We start from the raw sequence: 21,196 nt of genomic DNA, 5'->3' as shown, positions 1-21,196 counted from the left end.
TATCTATTCAAACGACCAATAATGCACTGCCCATGGTTGCAGCGTTACCTCTACCAGCTGGTCCCCCTTTTTTATGTTTACAAACGGGTCGGGCCGCAGCCGGTGATTCTCATCACTGCTGCCCCCTTCTGCATCCAGTACAATATGACGTACCATCATATCTTTGGGCAAGGCTTTCAGCTGCAGTTTTACTTTTACGGAATCTGCCGAGAAATTCCATAACAACATGTTATGCATTTGCAGCTGCGGGTCATGCGTGGCAAAACCATGCACTGTTTTGCTGTCTGTGTGCAGGTCCAGCTTCCGGCCAGCCATACGGGACAATAATTTGAATGAAAAATACGCAGGGCGAATATAGCCCTGGTAATCTATCAGGCCGCTGAACTGCGCCTGGCGGTTCCACCAGCGGCTCATAAAAGCGGCGCCATGCGCGGAGAATATCTTTGCGAAGGTGTCATAATTCACATACCAGTCCCTGACCTGGTAATAGCAGGACCAGTCCAGTCCCGCATCCTTCATCTGCCAGATGGTTTCCATAACAAAACAAGGCTGGAAGCGGGGATCCAAAGGAGGGTTGAATAAATGCATGTTCCATTCATTCATGATGGTTTCCGGGTGAAGATCAGGATATCCTTTCAGCATTTCCTTCACATAGTCGATCTGGCTGCGGATAAAGGCCGGCCTGTTGTCATAATTATGCCAGGATACAAAGTGTAAAGGTATCTTCTCTGCTGAGCAGGCACGGAGCAGCTCCGGCAAGATGGGCGATTTGTAATTTGCCAGCGCCGGGCCGCCTACTTTTGCCTTCGGGTCCGCTTTTAATATAGCGGCTACCGTATGTTTGTAATAACGCGCATAACTTTCGGGTTTGAAACGGTAAGGCGTACCGCCGTCTTCTCCAAAGTCCACTTCATTGCCCACTTCCCAATATTCAATCCCGGCGCCTTTATCCACGTAGTGCCGCACTACGTCGTACACAAATTGTTCCCAGCCTTCGTAATCATTTGGCTCAACGATATCATGATCCACAACAGGGAAAAATACTTTTGGCTTCAGGCAAAAGCTCATGAAAGGTTTACTGCCGGTTTGCAGGATGTTGTTCACGGTACTGTCCAATGTGGTGAAATGATATTTCCCTTTTTCCGGCAGCACATTGTAATACTCGCTTACAAAAAGGCGGATAACCGCGGGATGTAAGGCCCTGATCTCAGTAATATGTTTGCTTAACATCGGCTCTTCCGAAAGTCCGCCCTGGCCCAAGGCCATCTGGCTGATCTTCATAGGACCCATTTCTTTCGAAAAATCCACATTCACGGTTGTCTGCGAAAAGGCCGTCCTGCTGATGATACAGGCTATAATAAATGCCAGTTTCCCTGCTTTCATTTTAGTCATTTAATAAGTGGCGGTAACGATGAACTTATTTCCTTCCGGCAGTGGTATCTGCACCTGTTCTTTTTTTACATCATAATCCGTCCAGGCTTTCCCATTTACCGTTACGCTGCGTATCTGTTTATTGCCGGGGCGCCTGAATCTTACCAGGAGTTGTTTTGGAGGATTACGTTTCGCCAGTTGCACGGTAGCCGTAACCTGGTGCTGATCATTTTCTCCTTCCATTGTAAATGAAACGGGCCCAAAGTAGGAAGGCGCATTCTTCACTTCGATCTGCTTTCCTTTTTCCAGCCATTCTCCCGGAATTGCCTGGCCAATGATGAGGGTATCGTCACCTATTTCATTCAGCAGCATTTTCCTGTATATCTCAAACCATGCACCGTCGGTACTGGGCGGCCCGTAATATTGCCCCCACGCCCACCTGTGTTCAAGCGGGGTCAGCTGGCCATGGGAAAAACCACAGGCCATGAGGCTGTAAAAGGCGCGGATGACTGCTTTGGGCTCATCTCTCAGCAAATGGGTATTACCTTGCTGAACATACACAGGTTCATTGGCCATACCCAGGTTCTTAAGGAACAAATTATCTTCATGGTCATGCAACAACGCTGTTGTAAGCCAGCCATTGGGCTCTATTACTCCCAGCCTTGACATATGCAAAGCGCCGCAATCCACATCTGTAGGATACCATTCTTCCATGATACGCCGGGTTGTCAAAGCATCAGTCGATACATAATTGATCCAGGTGCCGTCTTCCAGCTGCACAACAGGAGATCTCACGCTGCTCCGGGCAAACTCCCGTGTCGCGTCTTTCTTCAATTTAGCCGCCGTAGCCAGCACGGCTTTCGCCCGCGGGTGGCCATAGACGGCCAGCGCCTTCCCGAATGCATCCAGCCCGCCGCCAAAGTAGGCCTGTATAAACGCCCATTCCCTTTTCGCCACGGTAAGGTCATTCAGGGGCTGCCTTATCAGGCCGGTCTTGCCTGGCCCTGGTATTTGCGCCATACACCAATCCAGGGTCCGGAGTGATTGCGGTAACAGTTTTTCAAAACTTTCCCGGTTCCTTGTAAGCAGATAATTTTGCGCTACTGCATATAAGTGACCGGGGGAATAAACACCCCAGTTAGCATTTCCTGCTATCCGGCCGTCCGGTTGCTGCTGCGTTTTATACATCGCGGCAATTTCATCCTGGGCAACCTTTTCATAACCCCGCAATCCATAGATCATATAATCTACATACACGGCCTGGTTAATGGGCCACCGGGCATCCGTTTGCCCATAGCCGATATTCGTATACGGCAGGTCCATATGCGGGGCGCCAGTACTGTCTGATGTATGGCGGGGCAGGCAGAGGGCATGCCATAAGTTTGCCTTGTATAGGTTATTTACGGCTTCTTCCGGCACTTTAAAGGAAGCTCCCCTGTTCATCCAGTCTTCCCAATATTGCAACGTTGCTTTGCGTGCATCAGCATACGTTAATGTCGCCAATGCTTCAGGCGTACCAACAACGGGGGAAGGCAATATAAGTATCAGCTCTTTTGCCGCTCCCTCTGCCAATTCACCGTTTACCGCTATTCCTTTTTCACCTGGCGTTATATCTAAGCCGGTGGCTTCTTCCAGCATTAACCAGGTGTTGCCTGATCTATCTGCGATCATCCAGCTCTCATTTTTCTTTACCGGGCGCAATGCGGTTGTATCCGGTTCGCTCTTCAGTTGAAGGCTAAAACTGAAGGGCCCCCGTTTCCCGGAAATACGTACTTTGGTGAACATCACCGCCTCTTTATCCCCGGAAGGCGCTGCGAACTGTTCAATTTCACAAAGCTGTCCCTCTTTCTCCAGCCGGGTAACGATCACAGGAAGACCATTCTCTATGTGCTGGCTTTTCCACCTGCTATTCCCGTATGTAATATCTAACCTGAATTTGTGTGGCGAAGCATAGTCTGGCCGTACATTGCCAAACCTGTCTACAGCAAACTTATAGATAGACCCGTGAGATGGGGCAATTACAGTAAGATGCCCTTTTATCCCTAACCACGTTGTGGCCCATGATACGTTCCAGGCGATGGGGTTCCCGATGTCTTCCCATTTTTCCATAAACTCCCGGAGGGTAGCATCAGGAGCTTCCCTGACGCGGTCGAGAACTCGCTGCCCGTTTAAAGAAGCGAGATGTTTTTCAAAGCTGACAGGATTGTCTGCCAGTGTGATAAAAACATCCTGTTCGGGCAACCACATTGCGCCCTGTTCCAGCAATTGCAACAGGCCTATTGTAAAGCCGGTTGTTCCTTCTTTATTCAACCGGATGGTTAGTAAAGGAGCATCAGGGTGATACCAGGGGTCTTTACGCAGCCTCGCAGCCTGGCCGGGGGCGCCGTGTTCCATCAGGTAGCCCCACATGGCATCCCCGTTTATGGAATGCGGATCGCGGAAGTTTGCCAGTTTCCGCAAGGGAGCTACAGGTTCCGGCCAGCTTACTTCTGAGACCAGTTCGTCTACATCCCCTGCGCCGCAATTAAGTTTCGATACCGCGGCAATGTGGTCATTGTTTTCAATGTTGCTGCCCGTCAACCTTCCTGTTTGCAGCCCATTTGAATTGCTGAGCAACTGCACCGTGAACAACCGGGCTTCCCGGCTTTTTAAACCAAAGGCTATTCTGATCTTTGTTCTTTGTAATCCTTTGCTCTCCCCGGCAGCAGCCAACAGTATGACAGCCGCTGCGATCGTTATCCTTGTCCAACGTTTCCAGTTCATATGGAATGGTTTCGAGCGGTTTATTAAATATAATAAAACCGCTCACACGTTTATTTAATAATTTGGATTCTGGACAAGTTTGTTATTCTTATCCATGGCCGATTGGGGAATGGGCAGAAAATAGTTCTTCTCAGGATAGAACTTTCTCATTCCTCCGCCGGCAGGCACTATCGTATATACTGGCACGTTGTTTACCAGCTCTATCTTCATTGCATGTACCGGCTTGTTCAGGATCACTTCCGCCAGTTTTAAACGCAGCAGGTCGGGCAGGCGTTTATCTTCAAAGGCCAGCTCTACCCTTCTTTCCCGGTGAATGGACGTGCGCAGCTGGCTTTGATTCATACCGGGCGCGAGGTCCGGCAGCTCCGACCGTTTCCTGACGGCATTGATGGCATCGTATACGGACTGGTCGGGCCCGGTAGCTTCATTCCTTGCTTCGGCATAACTGAGCAGTACTTCCGCATAGCGGAAGATGATCCAGTTGGCGCTGTTGAGGTTACTCCTGGCGCTTGCGTATTTAGGATTGATCCCTTTACGGATATAATAACCCGTTCTTGTAGATATGCTACTGTTATTCAGGTCTGTGGCGTTCAGGCTACCGACACCCTGCTTCATGATCATGACGTCGCCCAGCCAGGTGGAGCCATCGTAGACGATGGATTGGTAAAACCTTTTTTCCCTGTTCTCATACGGCTTCTGGGGATTATAACCGGATGCGGGGTCTGTAATAGGCAGTCCGTTGGCCATAGCATATTCATCAACGATGTCCTGCGTCGGGTCCAGGTGCCCGTAACCTGTTAATGCGCCTCCTACAAAACGGGGCCCGATATTGCCGTCTCTCAGGTTGGCCAGATCGGTCCCCCCAAGATGTTGCCTGCTGAAGATCACTTCCGCATTGTTATTGTTCTCTTCAAAAAAGAGGGTGTTATAATCCGGGAAAAGCTTATAGGTATTCAGGTCGATCACCTTTTTGAAAGTGGCGGCAGCCAGCTCCCACCTGGCCTTATCATTGGCGGGATTGTACAATGCGCTTGCATAGAACAGTTCACATGAACCTTTTAAAGTAAGGGCCGCGCCTCTAGTCGCTCTTCCTGCTTCTGCCGTGATACCAAGATCGGGCGCGGCCGCTTCCAGTTCTTCAGTGATAAAGTTATAGGTTTCGGCAGCGGTGTTACGCGGCCTGAAAATATCATCGCCCTGTTCCTTCAGGTTCAGTACTTCTTTGATAACAGGTACTCCGCCGTGGTAAGTCCACAACAGCGAATAAAAATAAGCGCGCAAAAACCTCGCTTCCGCGATCCTTGATTTTTTCCAGGCTTCCGGCAATGCGGAGGCGGTAGCTTTGGCGATGAACAGGTTGGCCTTCCTGATACTGGTATACAGCCCCCATTTGCCGGGCGCATTGGCGGGCGTATAAATAGAAGGACCATATATGTTGGTGCTTACTCTTCCTGCCTGTCCGTTCATCGAGTTGTCCGAATAGTTTTCCCATGGATCGCCAAACTCGATGCTGGGAACCGATGCATAAACATCATTCAGGAAAAGATCCGCATTGGCCGTACTTTCCCAAAGTGTTTCATCCGCCACCTGGTCCTTGGGAGACACGTCGAGGAATCTACCGCAGGAAAAAAAAGTAAGGGCAATGAATATTATGCTTAAAAGTTGATGTTTCATACCAGCTTTTTTTGTTGGATTAAAAAGTAATGTTCGCGCCTGCAGAGATGGTCTTTTGATTGGGATACCCCCAGGCGCTGTCCGGATGCCCGGAATCGTTCCTGCCAATTTCCGGGTCATAGTTCTTCAGCTTCGTCCAGGTGAGAATGTTCTGCCCTGATACATACAGCCTGACGCTCTCCATCTTTATACGGTTCAATACTTTAGCAGGCAGGTTATAGGAAAGGGTGGCGTTCTTCAGGCGCAGGTAAGCTGCGTTACCCATCCAGAAAGACGACCGTTGCGAGTTGTTCACCGTAGGAGCAGAGGTGAGTCTTGGGTTGGAAGCATTAGGATTCTGGGGCGTCCAATAATCAAAGTTATGTTTGTAAGGCAGCATGGTTTCCCAGAATGCCATGATGGATGATCCATGATAATACCAGTTGACCTTAGCCGCTCCCTGGAACAGCAGGTCCAGTGAGAAATTCTTAAATTTCACGCCCGGGGAGATGCCATATATGATCCCCGGCGCAGCCACCGGATCACCGATCACCGTTATATCGTCATTATCAATTTTTCCGTCCTTATTGATGTCCTCGTACCTGATGTCTCCCGGCTGCACTGCGCCCCATGGCTGCCTGGCAATACCCGGTTTCAGTGCGCCGGAACCATCGAAATCATTTTGCTGGAAATAACCCAGGGCATGAAAGCCAAATTGTGTACCCAGCGGCCGGCCTGTTATACGGCGGTTAGGATTATTAAAAGTGGTAGCGGTTTCAAACACCTGCAGCACTTTGTTCCTTGCGTAGGTAAAATTAGCGCCCAGCGTAAGGTGTAAGTCCCGGGATACATCATACACTGAACTTGCGGAAAGATCAAAACCACGGTTTTCCATTCTTCCCGCATTCACCTGGCTTAACCCGATACCATATTCAGCGGGCACTTTCACATCCGGGTTAACGAGCATATTGGACCTTTTTTCATGGAAGTAATCCACCTCGAAATTCAACAGGCCTTTCCACAGGCTCACCTCCAGGCCAACATCTGTTTTCCGGGCGCGTTCCCAGGTAATGTCAGGATTGGGCTCCACTCTTTCACGGATGCCCTGCACCGCATTACCGCCCAATACATAATTTGTACCCTGCACACTATAGGTACTCATGAACTGGAACGGGCTTCCCGCCAATGCGCCTACTTCGCCATACGAGGCCCTGATCTTCAGGTTGTCTATCCAACTGTAATGATCCTTGATGAATCTTTCTTCAGACAAACGCCAGCCCACTGAGAATGCAGGGAAAAACCCGAACCTGTTCTCCGGGGAGAAATAATAACTTCCGTCGTACCTGCCGCTTGCTTCCAGCAGGTATTTCCTGTTATAGTCGTATGCAACACGGTACACCAATCCCATCTGCCTGGCAGAACTGGAAATACCGGAGGTGCTCATATCGGCCTGGCTGGAACTCCCGAGGTCGATCTCATCAACCGGCAGGTTGTAATTCCGCCGGGCAGCGCCCAGGCTCTGGTAGTCGTTACTTTTTGCTTCAAATAATCCCAATACACTAACGCCATGTTTACCAAATGTCTTGTCGTAATTCAGGCCAAACTGGTAAGTAAGCTGGTAGTCGTTGACGTAATTCTGGGTAAGGGAAGGTTTTGTCGGTCCAAAGATACCATCCTTGATCACATAAGGCGTTTGTGACCTGTCCAGGCTGGCCCTTTGTATAGGCAAGGCCCATACTTTGGTCATCGCATAGGTAGGGTCAAAAGCAATCGTTCCTTTCGCTTTCAAACCGGGGATAAATGGCAACCGCTGTTCAACAGACAACTGGGAATAGATGGCTGTCGTATTGACCTTCCGGTAGCCGCTATTGAAAAGGCTTGCGGTCACAAAAGTACCGGCCATCCCGTTGCTGAACCGGAGCGGCCCGTATAAGGGATGGAGGTAACCGATCAGCTCAAATATGCGGCCGGTGCCGATAGACGGATACTGATCTTTCTGCTGGCGGCCATTGATCCCAAAAGAGACATTGGTGCTGTTGGTGACCTTTGCATCCAGGTTAAGGGTCATGTTAAACCTGCGGTCATTCGTAGCGGGCCACATCCCTTCCTGGTACTGGTACCCGATGGCGGCGTAATACTTCACTCTCTCAGCGCCGCCGGATATTTCAATATTATGGTTTGTAAGTATGGCATTCCTGTTGGTGAGATCTTTCCAGATATTCTTAAAAGTGGGATACGCATCCGGGTCGGAACCATCCTGGAACTTTTGCAGTTCAGCATCAGTGTAGGGTTTAGGCAGGCCTTCGTTGACCGCCGCCGCATTCCTTAAAGTGGCATATTCATAAGAATTGACATAATCGGGTAATACCACCGGGTTCTGGAAACCCACGTACCCGTTATAGGTAAGTGTGGGAGTGCCTGTTTTACCCTTCTTGGTGGTAACAAGGATCACTCCGTTCGCGCCGGCTACTCCGTACGGCGCTACGGCAGCAGCATCCTTCAGCACGGAAAAGGATTCAATGGAATTGGGATCCAATTGCTGGAAGCTGCGGGGAATACCGTCTACAATGATAAGCGGCTGCGTGGAGCCGGTAGAGGAAATACCCCTTATGAAGATGGAGGAACCATCCCTTCCCGGTTCCCCTGATCCCTGTTTAACAATAACGCCCGCCACTCTTCCACCCAGGCCATTGCTGAGGTTGGAGATAGGCAGAGATGATATCTCAGCTCCCTTCAGCGTGGAAATAGCCGCCGTAACAGAGGTCTTCTTTTTTGTGCCGTAACCAACTACCACCACATCGTTCAGGATATCCCGGGCAGAAGTTTCCAAAGCAATATCCAGGGGCTCCTGGTTAGCTATCTTTACCTCTTTTGTGACAAATCCCATGTGGGAGATCACGAGTGTCTGACCGATCTCAGCCCTCAGCGAAAAGGTTCCCTGCTCGCCGGTAGTGGTTCCCTGGTTTGTTCCCTGGATGGATACAGATACGTTAGGTAATGGAATCCCACCGCCGGTAACCTTCCCGGTAACTGTCAGCTTTGCCTGTGGAAAACCTCTTTCCGGGAGTAACAGAAGCAAAAGCGGCAGCAACAATGATCTGGCGGTCATAACGAATTTAATTGCGCGTAAATTCATACTAATAATTTTGATTGACATAGTTACTTACTATCAATTGGGTAGGCCAAAACCGGAGGAAAAAATTGCGTATGCTAAAACTTGGTTGCCTTACAAAATTATTCGTTAGCGTTTCCGGGAGATTGTACCATCTTGCTGATTGCGTACCCTATTTTGCAGTTTTTTGCCGCTTACGGTGCCTCATATCCTATTTGAACTAATTAGTACCCGATTCCGTGCTTATAGCCTTTGTATGCTTAAAAATCCGAACGGATTTGCATATATTCAATCCATGAAACCGCGTTACAAACCTATTCCATCCGAATCGAACCTGTTCAAAGTGGAATTTCAGAATACAAGTGAAGTGTTCGATTACCCCTGGCATTATCACCCGGAACTGGAGATCACTTATATATTGAATGGGAAAGGAGTACGTTATGTTGGAAATACGATAGAAAACTTCTATGAAGATGACCTTGTACTGCTGGGTTCTAACCTGCCCCATGCATGGAACCACACAGCGGATCCATCACAGCAGGTGATCGCTATTGTAATTTACCTGAAAGAGGAATTCCTCGACAAAACCTGGATGCATAGCATTGAGTTTGAAACGGTGCGCAAGTTATTGGAGGCAATGAGAAAAGGGATCAAGATAGATACGCATGTGGCCAGCAGGTTAAAGCCGAAATTCATTGATCTGCTGAATGCCTCATCTTTTGAAAGGCTGATGATACTCCTGCAGATATTACATGAACTTTCCCTCAACACGGAGTTCCGTTATCTCTGTGAGCAGGAATTTATGGTGGACCTCAATTTTAATGATAAGGAGCGCATCAATGCGGTATATAAATATATTCAGGCAAATTATAAACGGCAGATATCGTTAGCCGACATTGCGTCCAGGCTGAACATGACGGAGGAATACTTTTCACGTTTCTTCAGCAAAACGATGAAGAAACCCTTTTTTGAATTTCTCAATGAATACAAGATCAACAGGGCCTGCAAATTATTGATAGAAACAGATAAGCAGGTAAGTGAAGTATGTTATGCTTCGGGCTTTGAAAGTCTTCCTTTCTTTTACCGGCAGTTTAAAAAGTTCAAGAACTGCCAGCCCAAGAATTACCGGCAGGATTATCAGAAGATCTCCTTCTGAATCGCCAAATAGCAAAACGATCAAACATTTAACCTAACTAAAAACCCTAACATGCAAAATGATGCGCATCAGTAAACTATAATCCAATAACCCTTTAAATCCTATTATCTATTAATTATCTCTGCTAACACGCGGACAGAAGGCTATTTGCCGTATCCTTCCGGTGGAGGGACTGTTCAAAGCCATTCCTGTAAGGCTTAGTACAGGACCATTCGTTTTACTCAATGTTTATTTAAAAAACAATTTATGAAAACTTTACTGAAATTAACAACCGGCATAGCGCTGGTGGTCCTGGCGGCCGCATGCCAGAAAGAAAAGACGGGCGCAGCCGTTGAAGCTCCTAAAGAAAAGGTTTCTTTAACAGCGCTAGTGGAAAAAATGTCCGCTTCCAAGGATCCTGCTGATTATGCAGCTTTAAAAGCAGCTTATGCATCGTTGAACGCCGAAGAACTGCAGCAATTCGAAGAGCTACGCCTGAAGAGGGATTCTCTTTATTTAACACAGAAAGCTGCGGAGGCCTCCAATGGCCGGGTAAGCGCTTCACAGGAAACGCTGATCAGCGCTCAACTCAGAAAAGCAAAGGATATCCGCTCAGGTGTATACACCGCTTCTCTCAGTAAGTTCAACAAACCGTTCAACAAGTTGTCTGAAAAAGAAACAAACGAACTGTTCAATTCGCTGGACAGGAAATCTGGTTTCACAATTGCTTCATGCCCTTCTGCGAGTTATCCATCTGTTGCTTACTACAGAACATATAGTGGCCAAAGCTACTATGGTATCTGGGATATGGCCAGTACGGGAAGTTCGGACTGTGATTATGAATATCGCTTCGACGGTTACTATTATTATGCTTCTGCACAGGATTTTGATACCTACCTGCTGTTGAACTCTTTCGGAACCGCCGTATCACGCAGGATCATTTATTACACTGATGGCTATGATACCGCTATATTACTTGGAGCAAACAGGGTACACTTCTATATTGTTCTTCCAGCTATGGCACAATTGCACATGGTGAATTAATATGAATTCCCCTGGTTTGTCCATTTTCATTTTGGAACAACCATATGATACCTGTCTTTCTCATTATGCAAACAAAAAACACCGGCCTGTGAGGCCGGTGTTTTAGCTATTATATCTCCGGGATCAGAACGCGCTGATCTCGGCGAAGAAAGTAATGTTGGTGTTGCCATGTGTAGCCGTCACCGTTACCTTAAAGTATCTCGCGGAGAACTGCTGGGTAAAGAACACGGGCTGGCGGGCATTGATAGCCTGGAGCTGGTAAGTGCCTGCGTTCTGCCAGGTGGTGCCGTTCGCGCTGGCTTCCACTGTCACCGTTTTGGGCGCGCCATTGGGCGCATTCTGCCGGGCGGTGAGGTAAAGGCCGGAAAGCGTGTTGCCCGCATGCATATCGATGGTGATATGATGCGGCAGCGGTGGCTCTCCCCCATCCCACTGGGTATGCCAGAATGTATTCAGCAAGCCGTCCAGCGCGAAAATGGCGCGGCCGTTGTTAGGGCCTTCACCGTTGGCTTCTTCCGAATCCACCTCGGCCACGGTCCAGGCGGCGCGGTTGATCTCGGGGTATACCGGCGGCGTAACTTTCACCACGAAATACGTAGTTGCCTGCGCGCCGTTGATGCTGAAACCGTCTGCGGAAGCTAGTCTCACCGGGATCATATAATTATGCCCTTCTTCGATCAGCTTGGCGTTGATGGTAAAAGCAATATTCTCACTGATCGTGCTGCCTTTTTTGATCACGGTGCTGCCTTTCGCGAATTCAAAGATATCATCGGGAATGCGTTCGAACGCAGGCAGGCTGGCAGCGGCGCGGGCAGCGTTGATCGAATCCCATTTTGAATAATCCAGTTCAAAATTCACTGTAACGTCCCGCGGGGCGCTGGCAAAACCGGAGCCCGCGAAAAAAGCGTTCATGTCGAATGCATAAGCGGTATCGGACTGCAGCGGCGCCCTGCGGTTTACGGTAATATCCGTGAAAGCGCCGTTGATGGCCTGCGACATTAAGATACGCACGTCACCGTCGTTTTCGGAAAATGTGTTTTCTTTTTTGCAGCCTGCGGCGCCGATCCCTGCCAGCATTGTATAGAGAAGTATTTTTTTCATTTTTCCATTTTTAAGGATGATAAAACCGGTGCCCTTACCAGTTAGGATTCTGCGGAAGCAGTGCCGGATTCAGCGTTAATTCGTTCGTGGGCAGCGGGTACAGGTACATCCTGTCGTTCCAGGTACGGGAAGTGATGTTGTTGTAAACGCGGATGTAGAAATTTCCGTTCACGATCACATTGCTCACCTGGTTGGCCGGGTATTGCGCGCGCAATGCGGGCGTGAGCTTCATGCCCAGTATCGTTTCCGGGTTGTTGATGAGCGCGCCGGCTTTCCAGCGCAGCAGGTCGTCGAAACGGAAACCGTCTCCCACCAGCTCGATCCTTCTTTCCCTCCTGATCTCATCCAGCAGCAAAGGAATACCCGGGAATTTGGATTGCGGGTCTCTCACCAGCGTGGCAATCGTCATCGGCGCCATGCCCACGCGGGAGCGGATCTCGTTCACCGTCCTGTCTATCACCGCCTGGCTTGCTTCGCCCAGCTCGGCTTTGGCCTCCGCGAATATCAGCAGCGTTTCCGCGTAACGGAAAATGAAAAGGTCGAGCGTGGATTGGTTGGCATTCCACTGTGCGAGGTCGGGGCTGTAGTTCTTCACCGCGGCATAGCCCGTCACCACGCCGGGAATACGCGGCAGCGTCACCACGTCGTTCACGCCGCCGGGGTTGGTGGTCACTACAAAGCCCCGCGTGGCAATGATCTGCCTGAAACGGGGATCGCGGTCCACCATTTCATCATCCAGCGTTTCATCTCCCTTGTATAACGGGCTCAGCGCCGTGGGCAGGCCGTTCTTGTCCAGGAAGGAACGCACGAAATCTTTGGTGAGCGCCGGCCATATGTCGGATATCTGGCGGGTGAGGTTGTGCATGCTCACGTCCTTGATATAACGGCGCGCCAGGATGGCCTCGGAGTTGCCTCTCAGCTCTTCCTGGATGAACAGGTTATAATAATCTTTCGCCGGGTTGCCGGTTTTCCAGATGGCGTAACGGCCGGTGTTCATCACGGCTTCGGCGGCATCGGCGGCGGCGCGCAGGTAATTCGTTTCATCGCCCAGCGCATGGTATTTCCGGAAAGTGCCTTCCCAGAGGCAGATCCTGGCTTTCAGGGCATTGGCCACGTCTTTGGTGATCCTTCCCCTGAATTGCTGGTTGTCGCCGTCGGCGGCATTGGCCACGGCGAAGTTGAGGTCTGCCAGCACAGAGTCCATCACCTGCTTGCGCGGCTGGCGCGGACCGTAGAGGATGGCGGAGGAAGTATCGGTAAGGTCCTGTGAAAGCCAGGGCACTGCGCCGAAACGTTTTACTTTATTCCAGTAAAAAAGCGCGCGGAAGAAGCGGGCTTCGGCGGCATAGTAATTCTTTACGGTGCCGTCCATCTGCGCGCGTTCGTACCGCTGCAGGAAGTAGTTCACATTGCGGATGCCTGACCAACCGGTGTAGTTCCAGTTGTCGTCTGTGGCAGGCACTACGTATTCGCCGGCCAGGAACACATCGCGGGAGCTCTGCGCGAAGTTGTCGGAATTGGCTTCGCTGTTGCCGCGCTGTACGGGCAATGCGTCGTAGAATTGGTTGAGATACAGTTTCAGGTCGTTCTCATTTTTGAAGAACGTGGGCTCGCTGATAGCGTCCTGCGGGAACCTGTCCAGGAAGTCCTCCTTTTTACAGGCGGCCAGCAACAGGAAGAGCGTGCATATATATAAAGTGTGTTTCCTTGTCATGTTTTCAATTTTTAATTCAGCATTACAAACCAACCTGCAGACCAAATGACCAGCTGCGGCTCAGCGGGTACGTCTGAACACCCAGCAGCTCCGGATCGAAGGCCTTATGCAGGTCGGTGACCTCGAACAGGTTCTGGCCGGTGATATATACTCTGACGCGGCTGATCTTCGCCCTGGAAAGGAGCGACTGCGGAAGGGAATACCCGATGGTCGCCTGTTTGAGGCGCGCATAAGCGGCGTTCTGCAGGTATTTGGTCTGGGTTTGCTGGTTATACGATGCAGCGATCTTGTTCACGGGATAATAGGCATCCCTGTTCTCGGGCGTCCAGGTGTCCAGGTGATATTTCAGGGGCACGTCCCACTCGCTGGTAAAACCCCAGAAATAAGTGCCGCCGAGCATATAATCGCGTTTGCCTGTACCCTGTATGAACACCGTGGCGTCGAATCCTTTATATTCCGCGCCCAGGTTCAGCCCGAAAAGGTAACGCGGCGTGCTGTTGCCGATCACGCGCTGGTCTCCGGGATTGTAGATACTGTTGTCGCCCACGGAAATAATACCGTCGCCGTTCAGATCGGTGTAGCGGATGTCTCCGGGCAGCCATGCGCCGCCGTAAAGGTTTTTCTGGGACGGGGATTTGGCCACTTCTTCCGCAGACTGGAAAAATCCGGCGGTGGTGTACCCCCAGATATCGCCAAGGGTTAATCCTTCGTAATAAGTATTGATCAGCCCTTTGGGATTCAGATCGTAGCGGGTCACTTCAGTGGTAGCGTCTGCAAGGTTGAAAGCTACGTTGTAGCTGAAATCCTTGTTCAGCCGCTCGCTCCAGGTCAGGTTCAGCTCCCATCCTTTGGTGCGGATGTCGGCAGAGTTCGCCGTGGGCGGCGTTGCGCCCAGGATGCCGGGCCGCGCGGCGCCGGACTGGATGATGTCTTTTACGGTCCTCACGTAGTAATCAAACACGAGGCCGAGCCTGTTCTTCAGGAAGGATGCGTCCAGACCGCCGTCGATGGTACTTACTTTTTCCCAGGTAAAATCGGGAGATACGAGCCCGGCTGCGCCAACGTAAGGGCTGGTCAGGTTATCGTCAAACACATACCCCGTCTGCCCGATCGGCATCGTGGCGATGTAGGGGTAAGGCTGCTGCGTGGCCTGGTTGCCCAGCGTTCCGTAAGAAGCCCTGATCTTCAGGTCGTTTACGATATCGGAAATGCCGGCGAAGAACCTTTCCTGCGAAACGCGCCAGCCTGCTGAAACAGAGGGCGCGAACAGGTAACGGTTGCCCCGCTGGAACCGGGAAGTGCCGTCGTAGCGGCCATTCACTTCCAGCAGGTATTTATCCGCATAGATGTAGTTGAGGCGGAAGAAGGAACCGCTTACCGCCCATTCATTCTGCGCGGCGCCGAGGATCGGGCTCTTGTCGTTGTTCGGCACCAGGCTCGGCAGGGTCGGGTCTACCAGGTTACGGGCGGTTACGTTGAAGTTCCTGTTCTGCTTCAGCTCTTCGTTGTAGCCGATCATGGCTTTCAGGTAATGTTTCCCGCCGAAGGTGTTTTCGTACTGCAGGTATGAGTTCAACGCGTAATAATAGTCGCTTGCGCTGGCCTGGGTCAGGCGGCTGGGAGTGGTCCAGGGATAGGTACCCAGCAGCGCGCCGTCCACGCCGTATTCGCTGAATGCTTTATAGTGCTGGCTGGTATTTTTGAAATACCCGTTCCAGGTATAATCCGTTACCCAGCGCACGTTCTTCAGGGGCTTCAGTACAAAGCCGCCGGTGAGCCATACGTCATTGATATCGTATTTATACCGGCCGTTCTGTTTCATCACGGCGATCATATTGGTGTAGTTGCCCTGGCCGGAGAAGTTGCCGTCAGGGTGATACACGGGCATCAGCGGGGTGAGGTCGGTGGGGATGAAAGACCAGTTGGAGATATTGTCGTTCACGAACTGCGTGCCGTTGGGCGTGTTCAGCGTGGTGCGGTTCAGGCTTGCCTTGAAGTTGAGCTCCAGCCAATCCGTGGTCTTATTGGTAAGGCGGAGGCTGGCGTTGTAACGTTTGTATTGCTGGTCTGCTTCCTTCAGCAGGCCTTCCTGGTTGAGATACCCCATGCTGGCGGCATAGGTGGTCTTACCTTCGCCGCCGGAAAGGGAGATGTTGTGCTGCTGCTGCGGTTGCCACCCGGGATACAGCACGTCTATCCAGTCGGTATTGCCTACGTAGCGGTAGCGGTTGGGTCTGTCAGGGTCTACGTACACATCCGGGTTGTTGGCGGGATCGGCGGCGTATTTCGCGGCCAGGATGGAATCCTGGTCGGTGTAATTGTAACTGTTGCCGCCGGCCCTGCGGGCGGCGTCGCGGAACATATTGATGTATTGGGAGCCGTTCATGTATTCGGGCAGGCGGGTGGGCCGGGAAAGGGTGTAATTGCCGGAATAGCTGATATTGATCTTCCCGGACTTCCCGCTTTTGGTGGTGATGAGCAGTACGCCGTAAGCCGCGCGGCCGCCGTAAATGGCAGCGGAAGCCGCGTCTTTCAGCATGGTCACGCTTTCCACGTCGTCGGGGTTGATGAGGTTCGGGTCCATCACCACGCCGTCTACCAGCACGAGCGGGGCGGCGCTGCCGGTGGTGCCCAGCGGGTTGTCTCCCCTGATGTTGAAGGAAGCGCCCTGCCCGGGAGCGCCGGTGCTCAGGTTCACTCGCAGGCCGGGCATGGTGCCCTGCAGGCCCTGCGCCAGGTTCACCAGCGGGCGGCTTTCGAGGGTCTTGGCGTTTACGGTGGCCACGGCGCCGGTGAGGTTCGCGGCTTTCTGGGTACCGTAACCCACCACCACCACTTCGTTCAGCGCGGTATTGCCTTCTTCCAGCACGATGTTCATAGCGGCGGAAGTAACGCGCCTTTCTATGGATACATAGCCTATGAACTTAAACATCAGCGTGGCCGTGTCGCTTTTTACAGTGAGGGAAAACGAACCGTCTTCCTTGGTGATGGTGCCGTTGGTGGTGCCTTTTTCCCAGATGGTCACGCCGATGAGGGGCTGCTGCTGACTGTCGGTCACTTTGCCGTGGGCCACGACGGCCTGCACGGCATTGGGCTTGCTTCCCGCAGGAGCTATCACCACGAGGTTGCCGGCGATGGTCCTATAATCCAGTTTGGTGTCTTTCAGTACCAGCCGCAGCGTTTCCGTCCAGGTTTTGTCTTTCACCTCAACGTCTACCGGCGCAAGGCCCTGCAGCATTTCGTCGTTGTACACGAAATGCACCGGGATCTGCTTCTCGATGGCTTTTAACACTTTCCGGAGGGAAGTCTGTTTCATGTTCAGCGTCACCCTTTCCTGCGCGTAGCCTGATAGCGCAAAGGATTGTATGGAGCACATACAAATGATAATGGCGGTCAATTTCATCATGAACAATAGCTTGATAATTGGCACGAGAGGACGACCGGGGCTCGTACCCGGACCCAATCTGATTTTTTTCATACTTTTGATGTTAGGTTTTGAAAAATAGGCTTCCCTTTCCCTGATTTAACGGGGAAGCCTTGCATTTCCTAAGAATGGAGAATGTCGCAAGCATTCTCCTTCTTTTTTGATTTCAGTTGATTGTGATTGCTTTTTATTCCATATTGAATACGTTAACGTGAAAGTTTGTTACGCGAAATTTTTGTGTTCATTGTTAGCGGAATTGTTTAGCGAAACTTAGTATCAGCGAACATACACCGTATCATTGTCCTGGCTGTATGTCAATTTTTCTGTAGCCTGCAGTGCGTTCAATACATCTGCCAGTGATTTTTTTTCAAAAACGCCGGTAAAACTGGCGTTGTACAGGGCGTCGTTTTCCACCACCACGGTGACGTTGTACCATTTTTCCAGTTTGGAAGCCACTTTCCCGAAGTTGTCCCCGTCAAAGACCAGTTTGCCTTCTTTCCATCCCGCATCCAGCAGGGTGCCGTCCAGCGGGTCCATGCGCATTTTGCTGAGCGTCAGGATCGGTACCTGCTGCGCCTCCAGGCTGTCCGGGTTGTGCGGCGCCCGGTATACTTTGCTGATGCGGTTGCGCACGGCCAGCTTTTCACCGGGCTTCAGCTGGATCGTGTTGCCCGGCTGGTCCGTAAGTGTAATCGCCACGGAACCGCTTACCAGCGTGGTTTCTGTGTTCTGCTCATCCGGGTAGGACCTGATATTGAATACAGTGCCGAGCACTTTCACTTTCAGCCCGCCCGCCTCGATGATAAAAGGCATGTCCTCATCCTTCGCCACTTTAAAATAAGCCTCGCCGGTGAGCCGCACCGTCCGGGAAGAATGGTTGAAGTCCTCGCCATAGGTGATCTTGCTGTTGGAGTTCATCCATACTTCCGTGCCGTCTGCCAGGGTGAAATAAGACTGTGATCCTTTCGGCGTTTTCACTTCCTGGGCCGTGGCTTCGTGCTTTTGGGCGCGTAGGGCAGCCCAATACCACCAGCCTCCCGCACAGGCCAGCACGAGCAGGAAAGCCGCCACAGCCATCGCTTTACGAAACCTCCGGGGCGCAGTGGCGGGCGTTCCCGCCTCTTCCATCAGCCCGGCAATCTGCATTTTAGCGAAGTGGGTGGCGTAGGCCTGCAGGGCATCGGATTGTTCTTCTTCCTCTTGTTCCGCCGTTCCGGGTACCATCTGCCAATACAAAAGGCGCAGCCCCTCGTCCTCCGCGATCAGCTGCCGCAGCTCGGCTGCTTCAGGTTCGCTGGCGCTGCCGGATAAGATCCGGCCCATTAAGTGATAAAATCGGTCCTCCTGCATTTAACAATGGGTAATTGCTAATAAGACAAGATCCAGGGGCAAACTCCCCAATCCTTTTTACAATTTTTTTCAGGATTTTTCAGCGGAACTGCTGCGGTAGGTTTTAAACACATCCGCCAGGCGGCGCATGGCAATATTCAGGTGGCGGTCTACCGTGTTTTCGGATATCTCCATAACGGCGGCCACTTCTTTATAGCTGAATTTCTCCTCCCTTACCAGCTTGTAGGCCATCTGGCATTTGGGAGGCAACTGGGAAATGGCTTTGGCAAAGTCGTTCTTCAGCTCCCGGCTGATGCAGATATCTTCCGGGGTAAGATAGGAAACAAATGAAGCGGGGGCTATATTGTCGATGTCGCAGGTGATGTAATTCCTGCTTTTCACCAGGTAATTGATCGCGGCATTTTTGACGGCTTTGAAAAGATAAACTTTCAGGTTGTGGATGTTCAGCAGGTCCTCTTTCATGGTCCATACCTTCAGGATAGCGTCGGACACCAGTTCTTCAGCCACTTCGCCCTGCCGTACATACGTATCGGCAAAGCGCACGAGACCTTTGTAGAAGTGAAGGAACAACTGTTTGTATGCTTCTTCATTCCGGTAAACGGCAACCTGTTGCTGTAGTAATGCGATATCCATGTAAACCCGTAGTGCCTGTAATGTCAAATCTAGGCATTAGTCCGGTTAAAAAAGACACCCGGACTGGGCTTATTTTCACCAAGAGATACGCAAAATTCACATTTCCCGCGTTTCTTTACAATTTCCGGCGGCTCCAGGTACATACAAGAAATTAGTTTTATTTACTGATCAGGTTCTTATACACCACGGCATTCAGCAGGTCCTGCCGTTTGGGCTTTGCGATAGGCAGGCTGGCGCCATTGACGATCACCTGCCCTCCCGAAATTTTATGGATATGCGCTATATTGATGAGATACGACCGGTGTATCCGAAAAAAATGATTCCCGGGCAACATTTCCTCCAGTGAAGCCATGGTTTGATGAATGGTCAGCACCTTATCCGAAAAATACAGCTTCACGTAATTCTGCATTCCTTCCGCATAAAGGATATCTTCCCACTCTATCCGGAGGAAAGCGTCTCCCTGCCTGACATACATATCAGGTATGGCGCCCTCCTGGCCATCTTTCAGTACCAGTTGTGAACGGAACAAGGCCTGCGCCTTGGATGCCGCCTGGAAGAAACGCTGGAAAGCGATCGGTTTCAGCAAATAATCCACAACATGAAGCCTGAACCCTTCGATCGCGTATTCGGAATAGGCGGTTGTTATAATAGTTAAAGGAGGTTTTTTGAGCGATTCTAAGAACTCCAATCCTGTAAGGTAAGGCATATTGATATCCAGGAACATCAGGTCTATCTCGTTCTTCCTTAGTATCTCCGCAGCTTCCAGTGCGGAAGAACAGCAGGCCGTGGCCTCAAGGAAATCCAGTTTTTCAATATAATTGACGATCCCCTTTATGGCAATGGACTCATCGTCCACTACCAGGCACCTGATCCTGGATGGTGTGCGCTGTTTTGATACCAGTTCTGCCATTTTATAGCTGTATGATAAGTTTTGTCTTATAAACACGGTCAGTTTCGTCCACGGAGAGATCATATTTCCCGAAGTATAATATTTCCAGCCGCTCTTTTATATTCCTGAGACCGACGCCCCCTTTATTGCTTCTTTTTACAGGTAATGCAGATCTTGAATTTTCCACATGAAAGCAAATTGCATCATCCGTTTGTTCAAAATTGATATGGATATATCCTTTTTCAAGCTCGGATTTCGAAACGTGTTTAAATGCGTTTTCGATGAAAGAAATAAAAAGCAGCGCGGGTATCTCCTTCTTGGGATCCTTCATTTTCCAGGAAGAGGAAACCGTTATTTTGCCTTCCCAGCGTACTTCTTCCACCGCGATAAAATCTTTCAGGAATTGAATATCCTGGCCCAATGTTACATGCTGCCTGTCTCCGTTATAAAGCTGGTAGCGCAAAATGTCGGAATACTTTATGAGCAGGTCGGAGGCTAATCCCACATCGGTTTGCATTAAAACATGGATATGATTCAACACGTTGAACATAAAATGCGGGGTAACCTGGTGTTGCAGCGTACGCAACTGGTATTCGACCAGCGTCCTCTTCAGCTTTATATTCTCCTCGAAGAACCGGACTCCGCAGACGCACAGGTTTATCGCAACGCCTGATGGGATCAATATAAACAAATAATAAGCCGGCGTATTGATGTTAAAATATACCGAAGGTGGGAAAACGCCTTCCTGCTCTAAAAAGGCAAAAAGATGCAAATAACAATAACGCACCATCGCAACCAGGATGGAACAAGCCAGGAACTGGAGGATAAAGATCATAACCGTCTTTTTCCTGATGGCTTTTTGCAGCAAAGTTTCGCTGAGATAGGTGGTAATGGGAAACGCGGTAAGGAGCGACAGAACAGGATATAAGGTTGCTTCGGCCAAAGACCCCGTATCCGGTATAACCTGCAGCCACAGGGCAAAAAACAACACTGTCCAGCATGCAAGG

The 21,196-nt window shown here is 50.6% G+C and carries 13 protein-coding genes; 2 read left to right on the top strand and 11 right to left on the bottom strand.

All coding sequences use genetic code 11. From position 1 onward, the window contains the following. Positions 1-3: 3 nt before the first annotated feature. From R3I13_RS17250 to R3I13_RS17235, 4 genes are read right to left on the bottom strand one after another with little or no spacing between them, the layout of a single operon-like run. Positions 4-1,383 carry a hypothetical protein gene (locus R3I13_RS17250; RefSeq protein WP_346319200.1) on the bottom strand — a complete coding sequence of 460 codons (1,380 nt, stop codon included), beginning with the start codon at positions 1,381-1,383 and terminating at the stop codon, positions 4-6. Between the two features lie 9 nt (positions 1,384-1,392). Next, positions 1,393-4,134 carry a hypothetical protein gene (locus R3I13_RS17245; protein WP_346319199.1) on the bottom strand — a complete coding sequence of 914 codons (2,742 nt, stop codon included), beginning with the start codon at positions 4,132-4,134 and terminating at the stop codon, positions 1,393-1,395. 54 nt (positions 4,135-4,188) lie between these two features. Next, the gene (locus R3I13_RS17240) at positions 4,189-5,808 is read right to left on the bottom strand and encodes a RagB/SusD family nutrient uptake outer membrane protein (protein WP_346319198.1); all 1,620 of its coding nucleotides are present in this window, start codon (positions 5,806-5,808) and stop codon (positions 4,189-4,191) included. A gap of 19 nt (positions 5,809-5,827) precedes the next feature. Continuing rightward, positions 5,828-8,923 carry a TonB-dependent receptor gene (locus R3I13_RS17235; RefSeq protein ID WP_346319197.1) on the bottom strand — a complete coding sequence of 1,032 codons (3,096 nt, stop codon included), beginning with the start codon at positions 8,921-8,923 and terminating at the stop codon, positions 5,828-5,830. Between the two features lie 271 nt (positions 8,924-9,194). Here R3I13_RS17235 and R3I13_RS17230 point away from each other — a divergent pair, with 271 nt between their 5' ends. Continuing rightward, on the top strand, positions 9,195-10,055 hold the full coding sequence (locus R3I13_RS17230; protein ID WP_346319196.1) for an AraC family transcriptional regulator: 861 nt from the start codon (positions 9,195-9,197) through the stop codon (positions 10,053-10,055). A gap of 246 nt (positions 10,056-10,301) precedes the next feature. Next, positions 10,302-11,078 (top strand): hypothetical protein, encoded by a 777-nt coding sequence (locus R3I13_RS17225; RefSeq protein WP_346319195.1) that lies wholly within the window; start codon positions 10,302-10,304, stop codon positions 11,076-11,078. 123 nt (positions 11,079-11,201) lie between these two features. Here R3I13_RS17225 and R3I13_RS17220 read toward each other — a convergent pair whose 3' ends face one another. From R3I13_RS17220 to R3I13_RS17190, 7 genes are all read right to left on the bottom strand, one after another. Then, a complete protein-coding gene (locus R3I13_RS17220; protein WP_346319194.1) occupies positions 11,202-12,179 on the bottom strand; it encodes a discoidin domain-containing protein in 978 nt (325 codons plus the stop codon). Between the two features lie 34 nt (positions 12,180-12,213). Then, positions 12,214-13,893: a RagB/SusD family nutrient uptake outer membrane protein gene (locus R3I13_RS17215; protein WP_346319193.1), complete on the bottom strand. Its 1,680-nt coding sequence runs from the start codon at positions 13,891-13,893 to the stop codon at positions 12,214-12,216. A 22-nt stretch (positions 13,894-13,915) separates the two neighbouring features. Continuing rightward, positions 13,916-17,299, bottom strand: coding sequence for a SusC/RagA family TonB-linked outer membrane protein (locus R3I13_RS17210; RefSeq protein ID WP_346319192.1), 3,384 nt, complete (start codon positions 17,297-17,299; stop codon positions 13,916-13,918). Positions 17,300-17,593: 294 nt separating this feature from the next. Continuing rightward, positions 17,594-18,640 (bottom strand): FecR domain-containing protein, encoded by a 1,047-nt coding sequence (locus R3I13_RS17205; protein ID WP_346319191.1) that lies wholly within the window; start codon positions 18,638-18,640, stop codon positions 17,594-17,596. 96 nt (positions 18,641-18,736) lie between these two features. Then, a complete protein-coding gene (locus tag R3I13_RS17200; protein ID WP_346319190.1) occupies positions 18,737-19,300 on the bottom strand; it encodes an RNA polymerase sigma-70 factor in 564 nt (187 codons plus the stop codon). A gap of 157 nt (positions 19,301-19,457) precedes the next feature. Continuing rightward, on the bottom strand, positions 19,458-20,210 hold the full coding sequence (locus tag R3I13_RS17195) for a LytTR family DNA-binding domain-containing protein (protein ID WP_346319189.1): 753 nt from the start codon (positions 20,208-20,210) through the stop codon (positions 19,458-19,460). 1 nt (position 20,211) lies between these two features. Continuing rightward, entirely contained in the window at positions 20,212-21,132 is a 921-nt protein-coding gene (locus R3I13_RS17190) for a histidine kinase (protein WP_346319188.1), read from the bottom strand. Positions 21,133-21,196: the final 64 nt, after the last annotated feature.

Origin of the sequence: Chitinophaga sp. YIM B06452, from assembly GCF_039655965.1 — a bacterium.
Classification (GTDB): domain Bacteria; phylum Bacteroidota; class Bacteroidia; order Chitinophagales; family Chitinophagaceae; genus Chitinophaga.
Note: the sequence above shows the minus strand (reverse complement) of the source record. Positions and strands in the feature narration are given on the sequence as shown.